The sequence below is a fragment of the Labrys sp. Lb11 genome (assembly GCF_057554225.1).
The window spans coordinates 278,420-294,049 of sequence record NZ_BAAJOT010000004.1 but is presented as its reverse complement, the minus strand read 5'-3'; the positions used below and the strand labels follow the sequence as shown (position 1 = coordinate 294,049).

General features: G+C 69.5%; 17 protein-coding genes. 12 read left to right on the top strand and 5 right to left on the bottom strand.

Annotated features, from left to right (window positions below; translation table 11 throughout):
• Positions 1-86: 86 nt before the first annotated feature.
• The 7 genes from AC27L4_RS15970 (at position 87) to rlmH (ending at position 5,378) form a co-directional block, all read left to right on the top strand.
• On the top strand, positions 87-407 hold the full coding sequence (locus tag AC27L4_RS15970) for a CopG family ribbon-helix-helix protein (RefSeq protein WP_487143219.1): 321 nt from the start codon (positions 87-89) through the stop codon (positions 405-407).
• A gap of 84 nt (positions 408-491) precedes the next feature.
• Entirely contained in the window at positions 492-1,133 is a 642-nt protein-coding gene (locus AC27L4_RS15965; protein WP_487143218.1) for a LysE family translocator, read from the top strand.
• 4 nt (positions 1,134-1,137) lie between these two features.
• Positions 1,138-1,983, top strand: coding sequence for a class I SAM-dependent methyltransferase (locus AC27L4_RS15960; protein ID WP_487143217.1), 846 nt, complete (start codon positions 1,138-1,140; stop codon positions 1,981-1,983).
• A gap of 102 nt (positions 1,984-2,085) precedes the next feature.
• Positions 2,086-3,501 (top strand): 3-isopropylmalate dehydratase large subunit, encoded by a 1,416-nt coding sequence (gene leuC, locus AC27L4_RS15955; protein WP_487143216.1) that lies wholly within the window; start codon positions 2,086-2,088, stop codon positions 3,499-3,501.
• Positions 3,502-3,651: 150 nt separating this feature from the next.
• A complete protein-coding gene (locus AC27L4_RS15950) occupies positions 3,652-4,266 on the top strand; it encodes a nicotinate-nucleotide adenylyltransferase (protein ID WP_487143215.1) in 615 nt (204 codons plus the stop codon).
• 298 nt (positions 4,267-4,564) lie between these two features.
• Entirely contained in the window at positions 4,565-4,888 is a 324-nt protein-coding gene (rsfS, locus tag AC27L4_RS15945) for a ribosome silencing factor (protein ID WP_487143214.1), read from the top strand.
• Between the two features lie 10 nt (positions 4,889-4,898).
• Entirely contained in the window at positions 4,899-5,378 is a 480-nt protein-coding gene (gene rlmH / locus AC27L4_RS15940) for a 23S rRNA (pseudouridine(1915)-N(3))-methyltransferase RlmH (protein ID WP_487143213.1), read from the top strand.
• A 37-nt stretch (positions 5,379-5,415) separates the two neighbouring features.
• Here the strand turns inward: rlmH and tlpA are convergent, their stop codons facing one another.
• Positions 5,416-6,081 carry a thiol:disulfide interchange protein TlpA gene (tlpA, locus tag AC27L4_RS15935; RefSeq protein WP_487143212.1) on the bottom strand — a complete coding sequence of 222 codons (666 nt, stop codon included), beginning with the start codon at positions 6,079-6,081 and terminating at the stop codon, positions 5,416-5,418.
• A gap of 14 nt (positions 6,082-6,095) precedes the next feature.
• On the opposite strand from tlpA, the gene argH reads away from it, so the two are divergent.
• The 3 genes from argH to lysA all read left to right on the top strand — a co-directional run bounded on the left by argH (position 6,096) and on the right by lysA (position 9,128).
• Positions 6,096-7,484, top strand: a complete 1,389-nt coding sequence (gene argH, locus AC27L4_RS15930; RefSeq protein ID WP_487143211.1) for an argininosuccinate lyase — start codon at positions 6,096-6,098, stop codon at positions 7,482-7,484.
• A gap of 179 nt (positions 7,485-7,663) precedes the next feature.
• Positions 7,664-7,852, top strand: coding sequence for an LPS translocon maturation chaperone LptM (lptM, locus tag AC27L4_RS15925; protein ID WP_487143210.1), 189 nt, complete (start codon positions 7,664-7,666; stop codon positions 7,850-7,852).
• A gap of 7 nt (positions 7,853-7,859) precedes the next feature.
• Positions 7,860-9,128 (top strand): diaminopimelate decarboxylase, encoded by a 1,269-nt coding sequence (gene lysA / locus AC27L4_RS15920; RefSeq protein ID WP_487143209.1) that lies wholly within the window; start codon positions 7,860-7,862, stop codon positions 9,126-9,128.
• Between the two features lie 234 nt (positions 9,129-9,362).
• Here lysA and bmt read toward each other — a convergent pair whose 3' ends face one another.
• The 3 genes from bmt to AC27L4_RS15905 form a co-directional block, all read right to left on the bottom strand.
• Positions 9,363-10,358 (bottom strand): betaine--homocysteine S-methyltransferase, encoded by a 996-nt coding sequence (gene bmt / locus AC27L4_RS15915; RefSeq protein WP_487143208.1) that lies wholly within the window; start codon positions 10,356-10,358, stop codon positions 9,363-9,365.
• A gap of 146 nt (positions 10,359-10,504) precedes the next feature.
• The gene (locus AC27L4_RS15910; protein WP_487143207.1) at positions 10,505-11,830 is read right to left on the bottom strand and encodes a S41 family peptidase; all 1,326 of its coding nucleotides are present in this window, start codon (positions 11,828-11,830) and stop codon (positions 10,505-10,507) included.
• Positions 11,831-13,165, bottom strand: a complete 1,335-nt coding sequence (locus tag AC27L4_RS15905; RefSeq protein WP_487143206.1) for a murein hydrolase activator EnvC family protein — start codon at positions 13,163-13,165, stop codon at positions 11,831-11,833. It lies immediately after the preceding gene.
• A gap of 163 nt (positions 13,166-13,328) precedes the next feature.
• On the opposite strand from AC27L4_RS15905, the gene AC27L4_RS15900 reads away from it, so the two are divergent.
• The gene (locus AC27L4_RS15900; protein WP_487143205.1) at positions 13,329-13,910 is read left to right on the top strand and encodes a YqaA family protein; all 582 of its coding nucleotides are present in this window, start codon (positions 13,329-13,331) and stop codon (positions 13,908-13,910) included.
• A gap of 11 nt (positions 13,911-13,921) precedes the next feature.
• Positions 13,922-14,422: a disulfide bond formation protein B gene (locus AC27L4_RS15895; protein WP_487143204.1), complete on the top strand. Its 501-nt coding sequence runs from the start codon at positions 13,922-13,924 to the stop codon at positions 14,420-14,422.
• Between the two features lie 21 nt (positions 14,423-14,443).
• Here the strand turns inward: AC27L4_RS15895 and AC27L4_RS15890 are convergent, their stop codons facing one another.
• On the bottom strand, positions 14,444-15,616 hold the full coding sequence (locus tag AC27L4_RS15890; protein WP_487143815.1) for an NAD(P)/FAD-dependent oxidoreductase: 1,173 nt from the start codon (positions 15,614-15,616) through the stop codon (positions 14,444-14,446).
• Positions 15,617-15,630 lie beyond the last annotated feature (14 nt).

Below are 15,630 nucleotides of genomic sequence, written 5' to 3'. Positions count from 1 at the left end.
GGCCCGCCGCCCCCGCGGGAGCGCCTGCATCTCTTCCATCAGCCTGCCTGCGTGATACTACGCGGCACCGAGACGGACGAGAGAGCATGAGCCGAGCGAATTCGACCGAGTCCGTCACGATCCACGCTGCCAAGGACATGGTCGGCGCGATCGACGCGCTGGCAACCGCCACGGACCGGTCGCGCGACGACCTCGTCAACGAGGCGCTCGAACAGTTTCTGGAAGCGAATGCCCGGCAGGTCGAGCGCATCAAGGCGGGGCATCGCCGCTGCCCGCCAAGGGCGGGTACGACCGGCCGGAGACGTATTCGCTGCGATCGCAGCCAAGCATGGCTGGAACCCGTGACGCGGCTCGTCTTCGCCGAACCGGCGGAGCAGGATCTCGACGACATCAGGCGGAAGAGATGACATACGCCCGCCACGCAGCCGGCGCCTCGACACGGCGCGGGATTTTGCTATGCGTGGCCTGACACGAGACGTCGAGCCCGCGCCATGGCCTTCCTGCCCGACCCGCATACCCTGCTGCTCTTCGGCACGGCCTGCGTGATTCTGTTCGTCACGCCCGGCCCCGACATGAGCCTGTGGCTGGCCAGGACGATCAGCGGCGGACGGCGGGGCGGCGCCGCGGCCATGCTGGGCACGCAGGTCGGCTGCCTCGTCCACACGGTCTTCGCCGCGGTCGGCCTGTCCGCCTTGCTGGCGGCCTCGGCCACGGCCTTCACCGCGCTCAAGCTCGTCGGGGCGCTCTACCTCGCCTGGCTCGCGGTCCAGGCCATCCGCTCCGGCTCGGCCCTGAACGTCAAGGGCGACGGCCGCGGGGCGGACAGCGCCTGGAGGACCTTCATGGTCGGGCTCGGCATCAACCTGACCAATCCGAAGGTGGTGCTGTTCTTCCTCACCTTCCTGCCGCAGTTCGTCGCCGCCAGCGACCCGGACGCACCGGCGAAGCTGTTCTTCCTCGGCCTGTTCTTCATCGGCATCAACCTGCCCCTCTCCTTCCTCCTGATCCTGGGAGCGGAGCGGGTGATCGGCTGGCTGAGGGACCGGCCGCGGGTGCTGCGCGGCATCGACTTCACCTTTGCCGGCGTGTTCGGCTTCTTCGCCTTCAAGATCCTGACCACGCAGGGGCGCTGAGGCCATGGACCCGGCGCCGCATCGGATCAACCTGCCGGGCTGGAACGAGCGCGCGGCCATTCATCTGCGCGACACCACCGGCTTCTACGACATCGACGGCTTCCGCACCGGCGCCGACAGCCTGATGCCGATCGAGGCGGCGGAGATCGGCGACGTCGCCGGCCTGCGCGTCGCCCACCTGCAATGCCATATCGGCCTCGACACGCTGAGCCTGGCGCGGCGGGGCGCCGAGGCCTTCGGGCTCGACTTCTCGCCCGTGGCCATCGCCGGGGCGCGGCGGCTGGCCGCGGAGACCGGCATCGCCGCCCGCTTTGTCGAGGCCGACGTTCACGAGGCGCGACGGGCGCTGCCCGGCCTGTTCGACCTGGTCTACGTCACCTGGGGCGCGATCAACTGGCTGCCCGACATCCGGCGCTGGGCCGCCGTGGTCGGCTCGCTGCTGCGGCCGGGCGGACGGCTCTACCTCGCCGAGACCCATCCCTTCGCCTTCTCGCTCACGGAGGACAATGGCCGCTTCGTCGTCACCGAGGCCTGGCTCACCCCGCCGGACCGGCCGATGGCCTACGATGCGGGCGTCACCTACACCGGGGACCCGACGCCGCTGGCCAGCACCCGCCAGCACGAATGGCTGCACCCGCTCTCCGCCATCCTCGGCGGCCTCGCCGATGCCGGCATGGCGCTGGAGTTCCTGCACGAGCACGAGACGCTGCCCTACCGGCTCTTTCCCTCGATGGTGGAGGTGTCACGGCAGGTCTACCGCCTGCCCGAGGGCGCGGTGGCGCTGCCCCTCGCCTTCTCGCTGGCGGCGGCGAAGCGGCCGGGTCCGCCCTGGCCGGAGCACGGGGGATAGAGCAGCGCCCGCGCGGAAGGCTGGTAGTTTTTCCACTCTTTTCGCCGGCTGCGAATTTGTCTAAACACCACGCCGACAATGGCTTTTTGGCAGGAGATGCTCATGGCTCCCCGCACCCTCTACGACAAGATCTGGGACGACCACGTGGTCGACACCTCGGCGGACGGCACCAGCCTCCTCTATATCGACCGTCATCTTGTCCATGAGGTGACGAGCCCGCAGGCCTTCGAAGGCCTGCGCGTGTCGGGCCGCAAGGTGCATTCGCCCCAGCGCACCCTGGCCGTGGTCGACCACAACGTGCCGACCTCCGACCGCTCCAAGGGCATCGACGATCCGGAAAGCGCCACCCAGGTGGAGACGCTGGCCGAGAACGCCCGCGACTTCGGCATCGAATATTATTCCGAGCTCGACCGGCGCCAGGGCATCGTCCACATCGTCGGCCCGGAGCAGGGCTTCACCCTGCCCGGCACCACCATCGTCTGCGGCGACAGCCACACCTCCACCCACGGCGCCTTCGGGGCCCTCGCCCACGGCATCGGCACCTCGGAGGTCGAGCACGTGCTCGCCACCCAGACGCTGATCCAGAAGAAGGCCAGGAACATGCGCGTCACCGTCGACGGCAAGCTGCCCGTCGGCGTGACCGCCAAGGACATCATCCTGGCCATCATCGGCGAGATCGGCACGGCCGGCGGCACCGGCCACGTGCTGGAATATGCGGGCGAAGCGGTGCGCGGCCTGTCAATGGAAGGGCGCATGACCGTCTGCAACATGTCGATCGAAGGCGGCGCCCGCGCCGGCCTGATCGCGCCGGACGAGAAGACCTTCGCCTATCTGCAGGATCGGCCCAAGGCGCCCAAGGGCGAGGCCTGGGAGCGGGCGCTCGCCTATTGGCGCACGCTCTACACCGACGAAGGCGCGCATTTCGACCGCGAGATCAAGCTCGACGCCGCCAAGCTGCCGCCGATCGTCACCTGGGGCACCAGCCCGGAGGATGTCGCCTCGGTCACCGGCTCGGTGCCGCGGATCGAGGACGCGGCCAACGAGCACCAGCGCGCCAAGATCGAGCGGGCCCTTGCCTATATGGGCCTGAACGGCGGCGAGCGCATGCAGGACATCCGGCTCGACCGGGTGTTCATCGGCTCCTGCACCAATGGCCGCATCGAGGATCTGCGCGCCGTCGCCCAGGTCGTCGCCGGCAAGACCGTCAACCCCAATGTCAGCGCCATGATCGTCCCGGGCTCGGGCCTGGTGAAGCTGCAGGCCGAGGCCGAGGGCCTCGACGCCATCTTCAAGGCCGCGGGCTTCGACTGGCGCGAGCCGGGCTGCTCGATGTGCCTGGCCATGAATGCCGACAAGCTGCGCCCCGGCGAGCGCTGCGCCTCGACCTCGAACCGCAACTTCGAGGGCCGGCAGGGCTACAAGGGCCGCACCCACCTGGTGTCGCCGCAGATGGCGGCGGCGGCGGCGATCGCCGGGCATTTCGTCGACATCCGGGAATGGGACATGGCGCCGGCCTGAGCCGCGCCGACGTCCCCGCCCCGACGCGCGCTGTCGCCGCGTTCCGAAGCAGGCGCCTCGCCCGTGACCGGCGAAGCGTCTGCTTCACTTTTGTTCTGACGCGGGGTCCGAAAGCGGCGAGGCCGCGCCCCCTGCCAAGGCAGGCGCTCGATGTCGCAGCCCGTCCGGCTTCCTCCCTTCGCACCCGGCATGACCATCGGGCTGTTCGGCGGCAGCTTCAATCCGCCGCATCCCGGGCACCGCCATGCCAGCCTCGTCGCCCTGACGCGCCTCGGCCTCGACCGGGTGTGGTGGCTGGTCACCCCCGGCAACCCGCTCAAGAACAATGACGGCCTGCCGCCGATCGAGGCCCGCATCGCGGCCGCGCGGCGCGTCGCCGCCCATCCCGGGATCGTCGTCACCGGTATCGAGGCGGCCATCGGCGCCCGCTACACCTACGACACCGTCCGCTGGCTGGTACGCCGCTGTCCCGGCGTGACCTTCGTGTGGATCATGGGGGCCGACAACCTCGCCGGCTTCCACCGCTGGCAGCACTGGCGCGGCATCGCGGCGCTGACGCCGATCGCCGTGGTGGCCCGGCCCGGCGCCCTGAGCAAGGGGCCGCTCGGCAAGGCCGCCCGGGTGCTGGCGGCCGGCCGCGTGCCGGAAAGCGCGGCGCCGACCCTCAAGCGCCGCCGCCCGCCGGCCTGGGTGTTCCTGCACGCGCCCCTGGACGGCACCTCCTCCACCGCCCTGCGGGCCCGCGGCCAGGGGCTTGGCGGCTGAGACGCCGCCGCGGGGCGTCGGAGGGGACCGCGCCATCCCGACAGGTGTGACCGGGATGACTCGACAGACGCTTATTTGCCTCCCATGCCGGAATCCGAAGATCAAACTCGGCTGACGTCATTGAAACGACGCCGATCATCGCTAATATTTGCGGGCAGATGAAATTCGCGGATGTCCGCGAATGGAATGAGCCAAAAGGGACGCCCCCCTGACCACACTGCTGCGACGCGAAGCGGATGTGATTCCGCTTCATCCCGTGGCCCGATCGATCCCGAGGGATGTCGAGGACACGGTCCGCATGCTGCTCGCCAGCCTGGAAGACATGAAGGCGGAGCAGATCGTCGAAATCGACATTCGTGGCAAGAGCTCCATCGCCGACGTGATGATCATCGCCACCGGCCGGGTCGCCCGGCATGTGAGCGCGATCGCCGATCGCCTGGCGAAGGACTTGAAGGATGCCGGCCATCACAATGTCCGGATCGAAGGCATGCCGGTCTGCGACTGGGTGCTGATCGATACCGGCGACGTGATCGTGCATCTCTTCCGCCCCGAGGTCCGCGCCTTCTACAACCTGGAGAAGATGTGGTCCTCCGGCCGGCCGAACGAGTTGCTGCCGAGCTGAGCCGCACGCGATGAAGCTGCTGATCTGCGCCGTGGGCCGGCTGAAGGCCGGTCCCGAACGCGATCTGGTGGCGCGCTATGCCGAGCGCCTGGCTGCCACCGGCAGAAGCCTGGCGCTCGGCCCGCTCGACATCGTCGAGATCGACGAAAGCCGGGCCCGCCGCGCCGACGACCGCAAGGCGGAGGAGGCCGAGAAGCTGCTCGCAGCCGCCGGCAGCGCCGTCGCCGTGGCGCTGGACGAGACCGGCGCCACCCTCGCCAGCGAGGCCTTCGCCCAGAGGATCGCCGCCTGGCGCGACGGCGGCGCGGCGACGCTGGCCTTCCTGATCGGCGGCGCCGACGGCCACGGCAAGGCCGTCACCGAGCGCGCCGCGCTGACCCTCTCCTTCGGACGCATGACCTGGCCGCACCAGATCGTCCGCCTCCTCCTGGCCGAACAGCTCTACCGGGCGGCGACGATCATCGCCGGCCATCCCTATCATCGCGCCTGAGACGGCCGCCGGCGGGACGCCGGCCGCCTCTTCAGCCTCACGACCCGATCGCCGTCCTGACGAAGGCCTTGGCCTCGTCGCTGGCCCAGGCGGCCGGGCCGGCCATCGAGGCCACCAGGCAGCCCTGCTTGTCGACGATCAGCGTGGTCGGCAGGCCGACGGCCAGGCTCTGCGCCTTCAGATCCTGCAGGATGCCGGCGGAATGGTCGGCATAGCGCGTCAGCGACGCCACCTTGATCTCGTCGAGGAAGGCGCCGGCCCGCTCGACCCGGTTGGTGTCGATATTGACCGCCACCACCTCGAAATCCTTGCCGCCGAGGCTGGCCTGCAAGGCGTCCAGCTCCGGCATTTCGGTGCGGCATGGCGCGCACCAGGTCGCCCAGAGGTTGAGCAGCACGGTCCTGCCCTTGAAGTCGGCCAGGGTCACCGGCGCGCCGTCGGGCTTGCTGAAGGAAAGCGGCTGCAACGGCCGCGGCGTCGACAGGACGTTGAGCGCCGCGACTTCGCCCTTCGCCAGCGGCGCGAGCTTGCCCGCCAGGTCGTTTCCACCGGCGCAGGAGGCGCTTTCAGCGTTGCGGGAGGCCGAGTTCATCCCGTATACCCCCGCGATGCCGGCGGCCGCGCCCGCCAGCGCCACCAGCCCGACGACCATCCCCAGCCGGGTCTTCCTCGGGGCGGGCTGGCCCGTATCCTTCACGTCCATGCGAGCAGTTCCTGATGAGCAACAAGATGTGGGGCGGCCGGTTCCAGTCGGGTCCGGACGCGATCATGGAAGAGATCAACGCCTCGATCGACTTCGACAAGCGCCTCTGGGCTCAGGATATCCGCGGCTCCGTGGCGCATGTGACCATGCTGGAGGCCCAGGGCATCCTGACCCCGGCCGATGCCTCAGCCATCCGTGACGGCTTAGAGGCGGTCCGCGGCGAAATCGAGAGCGGCGCGTTCACATTTTCGCGGGCGCTCGAGGACATCCATATGAACGTGGAGTCGCGGCTGGCGGCGATCGTCGGCCCGAATGCCGGCCGGCTGCACACCGCCCGCTCGCGCAACGACCAGGTCGCCACGGATTTCCGGCTCTGGGTCCGCGACACGATCGACGAGCTCGACGCCCAGATCGAAGACCTGATGGTTGCCCTGGCCGAAAAGGCGCAGACCCATTACGCCGCCGTGATGCCGGGGTTCACCCACCTGCAGTCGGCGCAGCCCGTGACCTTCGGCCATCACCTCCTCGCCTATGTCGAGATGCTGTCGCGCGACCGCGGCCGGCTGGTGGATGCGCGCCGGCGCATGAACGAATGCCCGCTCGGCGCCGCGGCGCTGGCCGGCACCTCCTTCCCGATCGACCGCTTCGCCACCGCCGCGGCGCTCGGCTTCGACCGGCCGACCGCCAACTCGCTGGACTCGGTGTCGGATCGCGATTTCGTGCTGGAGACGCTGTCGGCGGCCTCGATCTGCGCCATGCACCTGTCGCGCTTCGCCGAGGAGATCGTGATCTGGACGACGCCGCAATTCGCCTTCGTCGCGCTCAGCGACAAGTTCACGACCGGCTCCTCGATCATGCCGCAGAAGCGCAACCCCGACGCGGCCGAACTGGTGCGGGCCAAGGCCGGACGGGTGATCGGCGCCCTGGTCGGCCTTCTGGTGGTGATGAAGGGCCTGCCGCTCGCCTATGCCAAGGACATGCAGGAGGACAAGGAGCAGACCTTCGACGCCCTGCAGACCCTGTCCCTGGCCGTCGCCGCCATGGCGGGCATGGTGCGCGACATGGAGCCCGATCTCAGGCGGATGAAGGCGGCGGCCAACGAGGGCTACGCGACGGCCACCGACCTTGCCGACTGGCTGGTGCGCACGCTGAACCTGCCGTTCCGCGAGGCGCACCACGTCACGGGCCGCCTGGTCGGGCTGGCTTCCGAGCGCAAGACCAAGCTGGAGAAGCTCACCCTGGCCGACATGCAGGCCGTGGAGCCGCGCATCGACGACGGCGTGTTCGAGGTGCTGAGCGTCGACAAGTCGGTGCGCAGCCGCACCAGCTATGGCGGCACCGCGCCGGCCAATGTCCGCCAGCAGGCGAACTGGTGGCTGAGGATGCTGCAGAAGAACAAATGACCGATTTGCCGGTCCCGCCTTCCACGCCAAGCAGGTTGCCTCGAGCCTGCCGACACCTGCAAGTTCGAGCGGCGTTGATTTTGCATCGAAGATGCCAAATCAATCGTGGCGAGAGTCACGAGAAGCCGCTTAGGCCGAAGCCGTGCTAAGCACGGGATCGACGATCGGAGTTCGCCGCGATGCCGCGCCTTGCCCTGCCCCTCATCCTCCTCCTTGCCGCCGGCCTGGCGCTGCCGGGCTGCGGCCGGAAGGGCAAGCTCGAGCCTCCACCCGAACAGCAATTGACCAAGACCCCCGAGGGCAAGACCCGCGATCCCGGCTATGAAAGGCCCAAGGGCTCCTTCGCTCTCGATCCTCTGTTGAACTGACGCCGCCATGCATCATTTTGCCTATCGGAACGGCGTGCTGCACGCCGAGGACGTGCCGCTGCCGGCGATCGCGGCCGAGGTCGGCACGCCGTTCTACTGCTATTCGGCGGCGACGCTGCGGCGCCACTACCGGGTGTTCTCCCAGGCCTTCGCCGGCCTGCCGTCACTGGTGTGCTACGCCATGAAGGCGAACTCCAACCTGGCGGTGCTGCGGGTGCTGGCCAAGCTCGGCGCCGGCATGGACGTGGTGTCGGAGGGCGAGCTGCGGCGGGCGCGCGCGGCCGGAGTGCCGGCGGAGCGCATCATGTTCTCGGGCGTCGGCAAGACCGCCCGGGAGCTTGGCTACGCGCTCGACGAAGGGATCCTCTGCTTCAACGTCGAGTCCGAGCCGGAGCTGGAGCAGCTCTCGGCCATCGCCGCGGCCAGCGGCCGCACGGCGCATGTGTCGCTGCGCATCAATCCCGACATCGACGCCGGCACCCACAGGAAGATCTCCACCGGCAAGTCCGAGAACAAGTTCGGCATCCCGATCACCCAGGCCCGCGCCGTCTACGCCAGGGCGGCGAAGCTGCCGGGCATCAAGGTCTCGGGCGTCGACATGCATATCGGCAGCCAGATCACCGCGCTGGAGCCCTACGACGCCTCGATCGAGCGCCTCGCCGGCCTGGTCAAGGCGCTGCGGGCCGACGGACACCAGATCGAGCATGTGGATCTCGGCGGCGGCCTCGGCATCCCCTATCGCGACGACAACGAGCCGCCGCCGCATCCGGAGGACTATGCCGCGGTGGTGCGGCGCTACGCCCCCGACCTCGGCGCACGGCTGATCTTCGAGCCCGGACGCCTGATCGCCGGCAATGCCGGCATCCTGGTCAGCGAGGTGATCTATGTGAAGGAAGGCGAAGGCCGGACCTTCGTCATCGTCGACGCGGCCATGAACGACCTGATCCGGCCGACGCTCTACGACGCCTATCACGCCATCTGGCCGGTGAAGGAGCGCCCGCCGGGCGGGCCGATGATCCAGGCCGACGTGGTCGGCCCGGTGTGCGAGACCGGCGACTATATCGCCCTCGGCCGCGACATCCCGGCGGTCGCCGCCGGCGATCTCATCGCGGTGATGTCGGCCGGCGCCTATGGCGCGGTGCAGGCCGGCACCTACAATTCGCGCCTGCTTGTGCCCGAGGTTCTGGTCGACGGCGACCGCTACGCCGTGATCCGGCCGCGCCCGAGCTATGACGACCTGCTCGGCCTCGACCGCGTGCCGGATTGGCTGGGATAGGTGGGGATACGGCCCCGGAAAGGGCCCTGGAAGCCTTCTCCGCGGAGCGGCTAGTGTCGGGCACACAAGTCGTTCATGAGATTTCAGGCGCGACGCCAGCCGATCCCCTCCCGCAAGGGGGAGGGAAGACGCAAGCGTCCCGCCTCAGCCTGTCTCCGCCCCTCTCGCCCGGCCCCTCGGATGTGTGCCGACACTAGCCGCGGAGCGGGGAAGGCCTTTCGCGCTCTTTCCTGCTCAGCCCCGGCGCCGGCCGGCGCGCCGCCCCTCGTCGGCGCCGGCGGCCTTGGGCGGCGCCACCAGCGGGCCGATCTCGGCGACGACCTTGGCCATGTCGGGCCGCTCGGCCCGGGCATGGGCGTCGATGGCCTCGCGCATGGCGGCCAGGTGCCTGGGCGAGGTGCCGCAGCAACCGCCGATGATGCGTGCGCCCGCATCCATGGCCAGCCTGGCATACTGGCCCATCAGCTCCGGCGTGCCGGAATAATGGATGTGGTCGCCGTGGAACTGCGGGATGCCGGCATTGGCCTTGGCGATGACGATCGCATCGGGGTTGGCCTCGGTCATGGCCAGCACCGACACCAGGAGGTCGGAGGCACCGACGCCGCAATTGGCGCCGACCGCGACCGGGGCGGGCATCAATTCGCTGAGGAAGCCGGGCATGGCGGCCGGCGGCAGTCCCATCATGGTCTTGCCGGCGGTGTCGAAGCTGCCGGTGATGGTGTAGGGCAGGCCGACCCTGGCGGCGGCCTTGGCCGCGGCCCGCATCTCCTCGGGCGCCGACATGGTCTCGATCCAGGCCAGGTCCGCCCCGCCTTCCTTCAGGCCCTCGATCTGCTCGGCGAAGACCTCGGTCGCCTGCTCCTCGGTCAGCGGCCCGAGCGGCTGGAACAGGTCGCCCGTCGGCCCGACCGAGCCGGCCACGACCACCGGCCGCCCGGCGGCGTCGGCAACCTCGCGGGCGAGCCTTGCCGCCGCGGCGTTGAGCTCGCGCACCCGGCCCTCCAGCTTGTGCAGGGCGAGGCGGCGGGCGTTGCCGCCGAAGGAGTTGGTCAGGATGATGTCGGCTCCGGCCTCGACGAAGCTGCGATGCAGCGCCCGGATGCGGTCGGGATGGTCGAGGTTCCACATCTCCGGCGGGTCGCCCGACATCAGGCCCATCTCGAACAGGTTCGTGCCGGTGGCGCCGTCGGCGAGAAGCACGCCCTTGCGGGCCAGGAGGTCTGCGAGCATGGCCTTGGTCTCCAAAATCGGGGCGGCGCGCCGGATACGCCAAGCCCGGCGATGCCGTTCGCCGGGCGGGACAGGCGAGCCGAAAAGCAAAGGCATGATCCGAACAGTCGGATCATGCCTTCCGTGCCGTTCAGCCGGGACGGGCGTCAGTTCGGGATCGCCGCCTTCGGGTCCGGCGGGAAGAACGCGCTCTTCTGCGTGCCGCGCAGCAGGTTGAGCGCGGCGTTGAGCTGGGTGTCGTCCTTCTCGTCGGTCGGCACATAGGCCGAGGAGCCGCCGGCTTCCTTGTTGTCCTGGCTGCCCAGATGACCCTTCAGCCCGGCCTCGCCCTTGGTCTCGTCCTTGCCCTTCAGATCGTCAGGCACGTTCTGCTTGACCTCGATCTCCGGCTCGATGCCCTTGGCCTGGATGGACCGGCCGGACGGCGTGTAGTAGCGCGCCGTGGTCAGGCGCAGCGCCCCGTTGCCGTTGAGCGGGATGATGGTCTGCACCGAGCCCTTGCCGAAGGACCGCGTGCCCAGGATCGTGGCGCGCTTGTGGTCCTGCAAGGCACCGGCGACGATCTCCGAGGCCGAAGCCGAGCCGCCGTTGATCAGCACGATCACCGGCTTGCCGTTGCTGAGGTCGCCGCCCCGGGCCGAGAAGCGCTGGATGTCGTCGGGGTTGCGGCCGCGGGTCGAGACGATCTCGCCGCGTTCCAGGAACGCGTCGGAGACCGCGATCGCCTGGTCGAGCAGGCCGCCCGGATTGTTGCGCAGGTCGATGACATAGCCCTTCAGCTTGTCCGCCGGGATCTCCTTGTTCAGCTTCTCGATGCTCGCCTTCAGGCCGTCGAAGGTCTGCTCGGTGAACTGGGTGATGCGGATATAGCCGACGTCGTCGCCCTCCGTCTTGGCGCGCACCGACTTGATGCGGATGACGTCGCGGACGATCTTGACGTCGAACGGCTCATCCTTGCCGGCGCGCTTGATCTTGAGGGTGATCGGGCTGTTGACCGGCCCGCGCATCTTCTCGACCGCCTGCTGCAACGTCAGGCCCTGCACCTGGTCGCCGTCGAGCGCGATGATCAGGTCACCCGACAGGATGCCGGCCTTGGCCGCCGGCGTGTCGTCGATCGGGGTGACGACCTTGAGCACGCCGTCCTCCTGGGTCACCTCGATGCCGAGCCCGCCGAATTCGCCGCGGGTCTGCACCTGCATGTCCTGGAAGGACTTGGCATCCATGTAGCTGGAATGCGGATCCAGCGAGGTCAGCATGCCGTTGACCGCCGCCTCGACCAGCTTGGCGTCGTCGGGCTGCTCGACATAGTCGGCGCGGACGCGCTCGAACACGTCGCCGAACAGGTTGAGCTGCTTGTAGGTGTCGGTAACGGCCGCGTTGGCGCCGCCGAGGACGATGCGCGGCTGCGTGACCAGCACGGCAGCCGCCGCGCCGAAAGCCACACCGCACAGGAGAAGGGGAAGCTTGCGCATTTATCCGCGTGCCTTTTCACCTTGTTTCGCCCACCAGGGAGTGGGATCAATGGAAACGCCGTCTTTTCGAAACTCGACATATAGGGTGGGCTGCGCCGCGGCGGAAGCGCCGGTGGACGCCACCTGGATTTCCCCCGATCCCATGGCGGCAACCGGCTCGCCGGTCAGGACGAACTGCCCGAGGCTGACATTGATCTTGTCCATGCCGGCCAGGACAACATGGTAACCCCCACCGGCATTGATGATCAAGAGTTGGCCGTAGGAGCGGAACGGTCCGGCATAGACGATCCACCCGTCGCAGGGCGCCGTCACCGTCGCGGCGGGCGGCGGCGCCAGGGCGATGCCCTTCTCCACGCCGCCATTGCCGTCATCCTGGCCGAAGCGGCGCAGCGTCACCCCCGCCGTCGGCAGCGGCAGCATGCCCTTGGCCTTGTCGAAGGGCAGGGCCGGCGACAGGCGGTTGGCGTCCTGCAGGGCGGCGAGCGAGGCGGGCGCCGCCGGCCTGGCCGCGGCGGCCTGCGCCGCCTTGGCGGCGTCGCGGGCGGCCGCGACCTCCTGCTCCATCCTGGCGATCAAATCCTTGAGACTGGCCGCGTCGCGCACCAGCGCCTGCGCATGCGCCTGCTCGCTGGCGAGGGACCGCTCCTGCTGGGCCAGCGCCCGGGCGCGCTCCTCCACCAGGAGGTCGATGCGCTTGCGGTCCTCGACCAGGGAGGCGAGCACGGTCTTCAGCGAATCGCGCTCGGCGGTGATCTCGGTGCGCACCTCGGCCAGGCGGGTGAGGTCGGCGACCAGGGCCTGCGTCTCCTGCCGCATCTGCGGCAGCACCGCCCCGAGCAGCATGGCGGTCCTGACCGCCTGCAGTGCGTCCTCAGGTCGCACCAGCAGGGCCGGCGGCGGGTGGTTGCCCATGCGCTGCAGCGAGGCGAGCACCTCGATCAGCAGGCCGCGGCGGGCGCGCAGCGAGGCCTGCACCGCCGCTTCCTCGTCCCTGAGCGCGGACAGGCGCGATTCAGCCGCGACCACCTTGTCCTCGGTCTCGCGCGCCCGGGCGCCGGTCTCGAGCAGGTCGGCGTGCAGCTTCTTGCGATCGGTGTCGAGCGAGCGGATCTGGTCCTGCAGGCGGGAGACGGTCTCGTCGCTGAGCTTGATCTCATCCTGCAGCCGGGCAAGCTCGCTGCGCTTGTCGGCCGCGCCCGCCGTGGCTTCCGACGGCGGCGCGGCGGGGGGCGGCGTCTCGGCGGCGGGAACGGCGACCGTCAGCGCGCAAAGCAACGCGCCCGCTGCAGCGAGGCGCGGGGCGATCGGACGAGCGGCGAGGGCACGACGCACCATGTGCCGAAGTTGATACGCAATCGTGTTAAGGAACTGTCAAACATGCTGGTGCGCGATCTTCACGCCTTTTCCAAGGCAGGGGAGCGGCGCCTTGGCGATGGACGCCGGCCATCCTCCTGCCGTAAGAGCCCGGCAAGTCCGGCCGCACCGCAGAAAGACCACCATGCTCCGCCGCCTCTACGACTGGCTGATCCGCATCTCCGACAAGCCCTATGCCGTGTGGGCGCTGGGCGCGATCTCGTTCGCCGAGAGCTCGGTGTTCCCGCTGCCGCCCGACCCGCTGCTGGTGGCGATGACGGTGGCCCATCCCAAACGGGCCTGGCTCTACGCCGCGGTCTGCACCCTGGCCTCGGTGGCGGGCGGGATCCTCGGCTATTTCATCGGCATGTGGTTCTACGACAGTATCGGCCATTGGGTGGTCACCACCTTCGGCGGTGCCGACAGCGTCGAGAGGTTCCGGGCCTTCTATGCCGAGTGGGGCGCGCTGGCGATCCTGGTGAAGGGGCTGACGCCGATCCCTTACAAGATCGTGACCATCCTGTCCGGATTTTCGGGCTATGACTTCTTCTGGTTCGTGGTGCTGTCGCTGATAACCCGCGGCGCCCGCTTCTTCATCGAGGCCGGCATCCTCAACTATTTCGGCGACGACGCCCGCCATTTCATCGAGCGTCACCTCACCCTGGTGGCCATCGTCTTCGTCGCCATCCTCGTCGGCGGCGTCGTCGCGCTGAGATACGTGTTCTGAGGCTGAAGTCCATGCTCCATCCCGGCCGGACCGCGGCGACCGTCGCCGCCATCGTCGCCTTCGCCGTCATCGTCATGGCGCTGGTGCTGCAGCACGGCTTCGGCTATGCGCCCTGCCCGCTCTGCCTGGAGCAGCGCTGGCCCTATTATCTCGGCGTGCCGCTGGCGGCGCTGCTGGCCGCGTTCGGCAGCCGGCTGCCGCGCCCGGTCCTGGTGCTGGGCCTGGCGGCGCTTGCCGGCCTGTTCGCCTGGGGCTTGTTTCTGGGAGTCTACCAGGCGGGGGCGGAATGGCGCTGGTGGCTCGGCCCGCGCGACTGCAGCGGCGGCAACTCCGGCGGCAACCCCGCCGGTGTCGGCGGCCTGCTCGATGCCATCAACGCCTCGACCGTCGTCTCCTGCACCGATCCGAGCCTGCGCATCCTCGGCCTGTCGCTGGCCGGCTGGAACGCGGTGACCATGGCCGGCCTGATCGTCGTGGTGCTCCGGGGCATCCGCCGCACGCTCAAGGCCTGACCCGGCCCTGCTGGCAGGCTCTCAGATCACGTTGAGCTCGAACACCGGCCGGTTCCGCGCCACGCGGTCATAGCCGAAGACCGCGAGGTCGAGCGAGGTGAAGCGCCCGGCCGTGATCAGCTCGGCGACCGCGCGGCCGGCGGCCGGCGCCTGCTGCAGGCCGTGGCCGGAAAAGCCGTTGGCGAACAGGAAGTTCGACACCTCGGGGTGCGGGCCGATGACCGCGTTCTGGTCGAGCGTGTTGTAGTCGTAGTGGCCGGCCCAGGCGCGCACCAGCTTCAGCTCCTCCATGGCGGGGATCTGCGTGGCCAGCGCCGGCCAGATCACATCCTCGTAGAGCGCGTAGTTGACCTCGAAATCACCGTCGGCCCGCGGGTCGTCGCGCTCGTCCTCAGCGCCGCCGCAGATATAGACGTCGCCCTCCGGCCGGACATAGATGCCGCCCGGATCGACCAGCAGGGGCATGCCCGGCAGGGGCGTGCGGCAGCGCACCACGAACACCGAGCGCTTGCGCGGCTCCACCGGCAGGTGGATGCCGGCGAGGGCCGCGACGTCGCCGGCCTGCGGCCCGGCGGCGTCGAGCAGCGTGCCGCAGGCGATGCGCTCGCCCGTGGCCAGCACCGCCGCGGCGACACGGTCGCCGACGCGCTCGATTCCCGTCACCTCGCCCTTGACGAAGATGGCGCCGGCCTTGCGCGCCGCCTTGCGGAAGAGGTCGAGCATGGAATGGGCGTCGAACCAGCCCTCGCCCGTCCGGCCCCAGGCGCCGGCGGCGATGCCCTCGGTGGAGAGCCAGGGGAAGCGGGCGGCGAGATCCTGCGGCGTCAACAGGAGGATGTCGGCGCCCTCCTTGCGCTGCACCTGCCAGTTGGCGCGCAGCACCCCTTCGCCGGCCGGACTGGCGAGCAGGAGATAGCCGCCTTCATGGAAGCCGATGCTCGCCTCAGGCCCGAAGCGCTCCTCCAGGTCGCGGATGATCTCGATGCCGAAGCGGCTCATGCGGATGTTCTCGGGCGTCGAGAATTGCTGGCGGATCGAAGCGGCGGAGAGCGTGGTGGAAGCGCGGGCATAGGTCGGGTCGCGCTCGACCACGGTGACGCTGCCGGCGAAATCCAGCTCCGTCTTGAGGAAATAGGCGGCGGCGCAACCGACGGCCGCGCCGCCGACGATCAGGACGTCTGTCGAAGAGGGTATCAAGGATCGCTCGC

Bases quoted from the DNA above. Each gene is read 5' to 3' on its own strand.
- AC27L4_RS15970 (WP_487143219.1), top strand. From the start codon at position 87: ATGAGCCGAGCGAATTCGACCGAGTCCGTCACGATCCACGCTGCCAAG.
- AC27L4_RS15965 (WP_487143218.1), top strand. From the start codon at position 492: ATGGCCTTCCTGCCCGACCCGCATACCCTGCTGCTCTTCGGCACGGCC.
- AC27L4_RS15960 (WP_487143217.1), top strand. From the start codon at position 1,138: ATGGACCCGGCGCCGCATCGGATCAACCTGCCGGGCTGGAACGAGCGC.
- leuC (WP_487143216.1), top strand. From the start codon at position 2,086: ATGGCTCCCCGCACCCTCTACGACAAGATCTGGGACGACCACGTGGTC.
- AC27L4_RS15950 (WP_487143215.1), top strand. From the start codon at position 3,652: ATGTCGCAGCCCGTCCGGCTTCCTCCCTTCGCACCCGGCATGACCATC.
- rsfS (WP_487143214.1), top strand. From the start codon at position 4,565: ATGCTGCTCGCCAGCCTGGAAGACATGAAGGCGGAGCAGATCGTCGAA.
- rlmH (WP_487143213.1), top strand. From the start codon at position 4,899: ATGAAGCTGCTGATCTGCGCCGTGGGCCGGCTGAAGGCCGGTCCCGAA.
- tlpA (WP_487143212.1), bottom strand. From the start codon at position 6,081: ATGGACGTGAAGGATACGGGCCAGCCCGCCCCGAGGAAGACCCGGCTG.
- argH (WP_487143211.1), top strand. From the start codon at position 6,096: ATGAGCAACAAGATGTGGGGCGGCCGGTTCCAGTCGGGTCCGGACGCG.
- lptM (WP_487143210.1), top strand. From the start codon at position 7,664: ATGCCGCGCCTTGCCCTGCCCCTCATCCTCCTCCTTGCCGCCGGCCTG.
- lysA (WP_487143209.1), top strand. From the start codon at position 7,860: ATGCATCATTTTGCCTATCGGAACGGCGTGCTGCACGCCGAGGACGTG.
- bmt (WP_487143208.1), bottom strand. From the start codon at position 10,358: ATGCTCGCAGACCTCCTGGCCCGCAAGGGCGTGCTTCTCGCCGACGGC.
- AC27L4_RS15910 (WP_487143207.1), bottom strand. From the start codon at position 11,830: ATGCGCAAGCTTCCCCTTCTCCTGTGCGGTGTGGCTTTCGGCGCGGCG.
- AC27L4_RS15905 (WP_487143206.1), bottom strand. From the start codon at position 13,165: ATGGTGCGTCGTGCCCTCGCCGCTCGTCCGATCGCCCCGCGCCTCGCT.
- AC27L4_RS15900 (WP_487143205.1), top strand. From the start codon at position 13,329: ATGCTCCGCCGCCTCTACGACTGGCTGATCCGCATCTCCGACAAGCCC.
- AC27L4_RS15895 (WP_487143204.1), top strand. From the start codon at position 13,922: ATGCTCCATCCCGGCCGGACCGCGGCGACCGTCGCCGCCATCGTCGCC.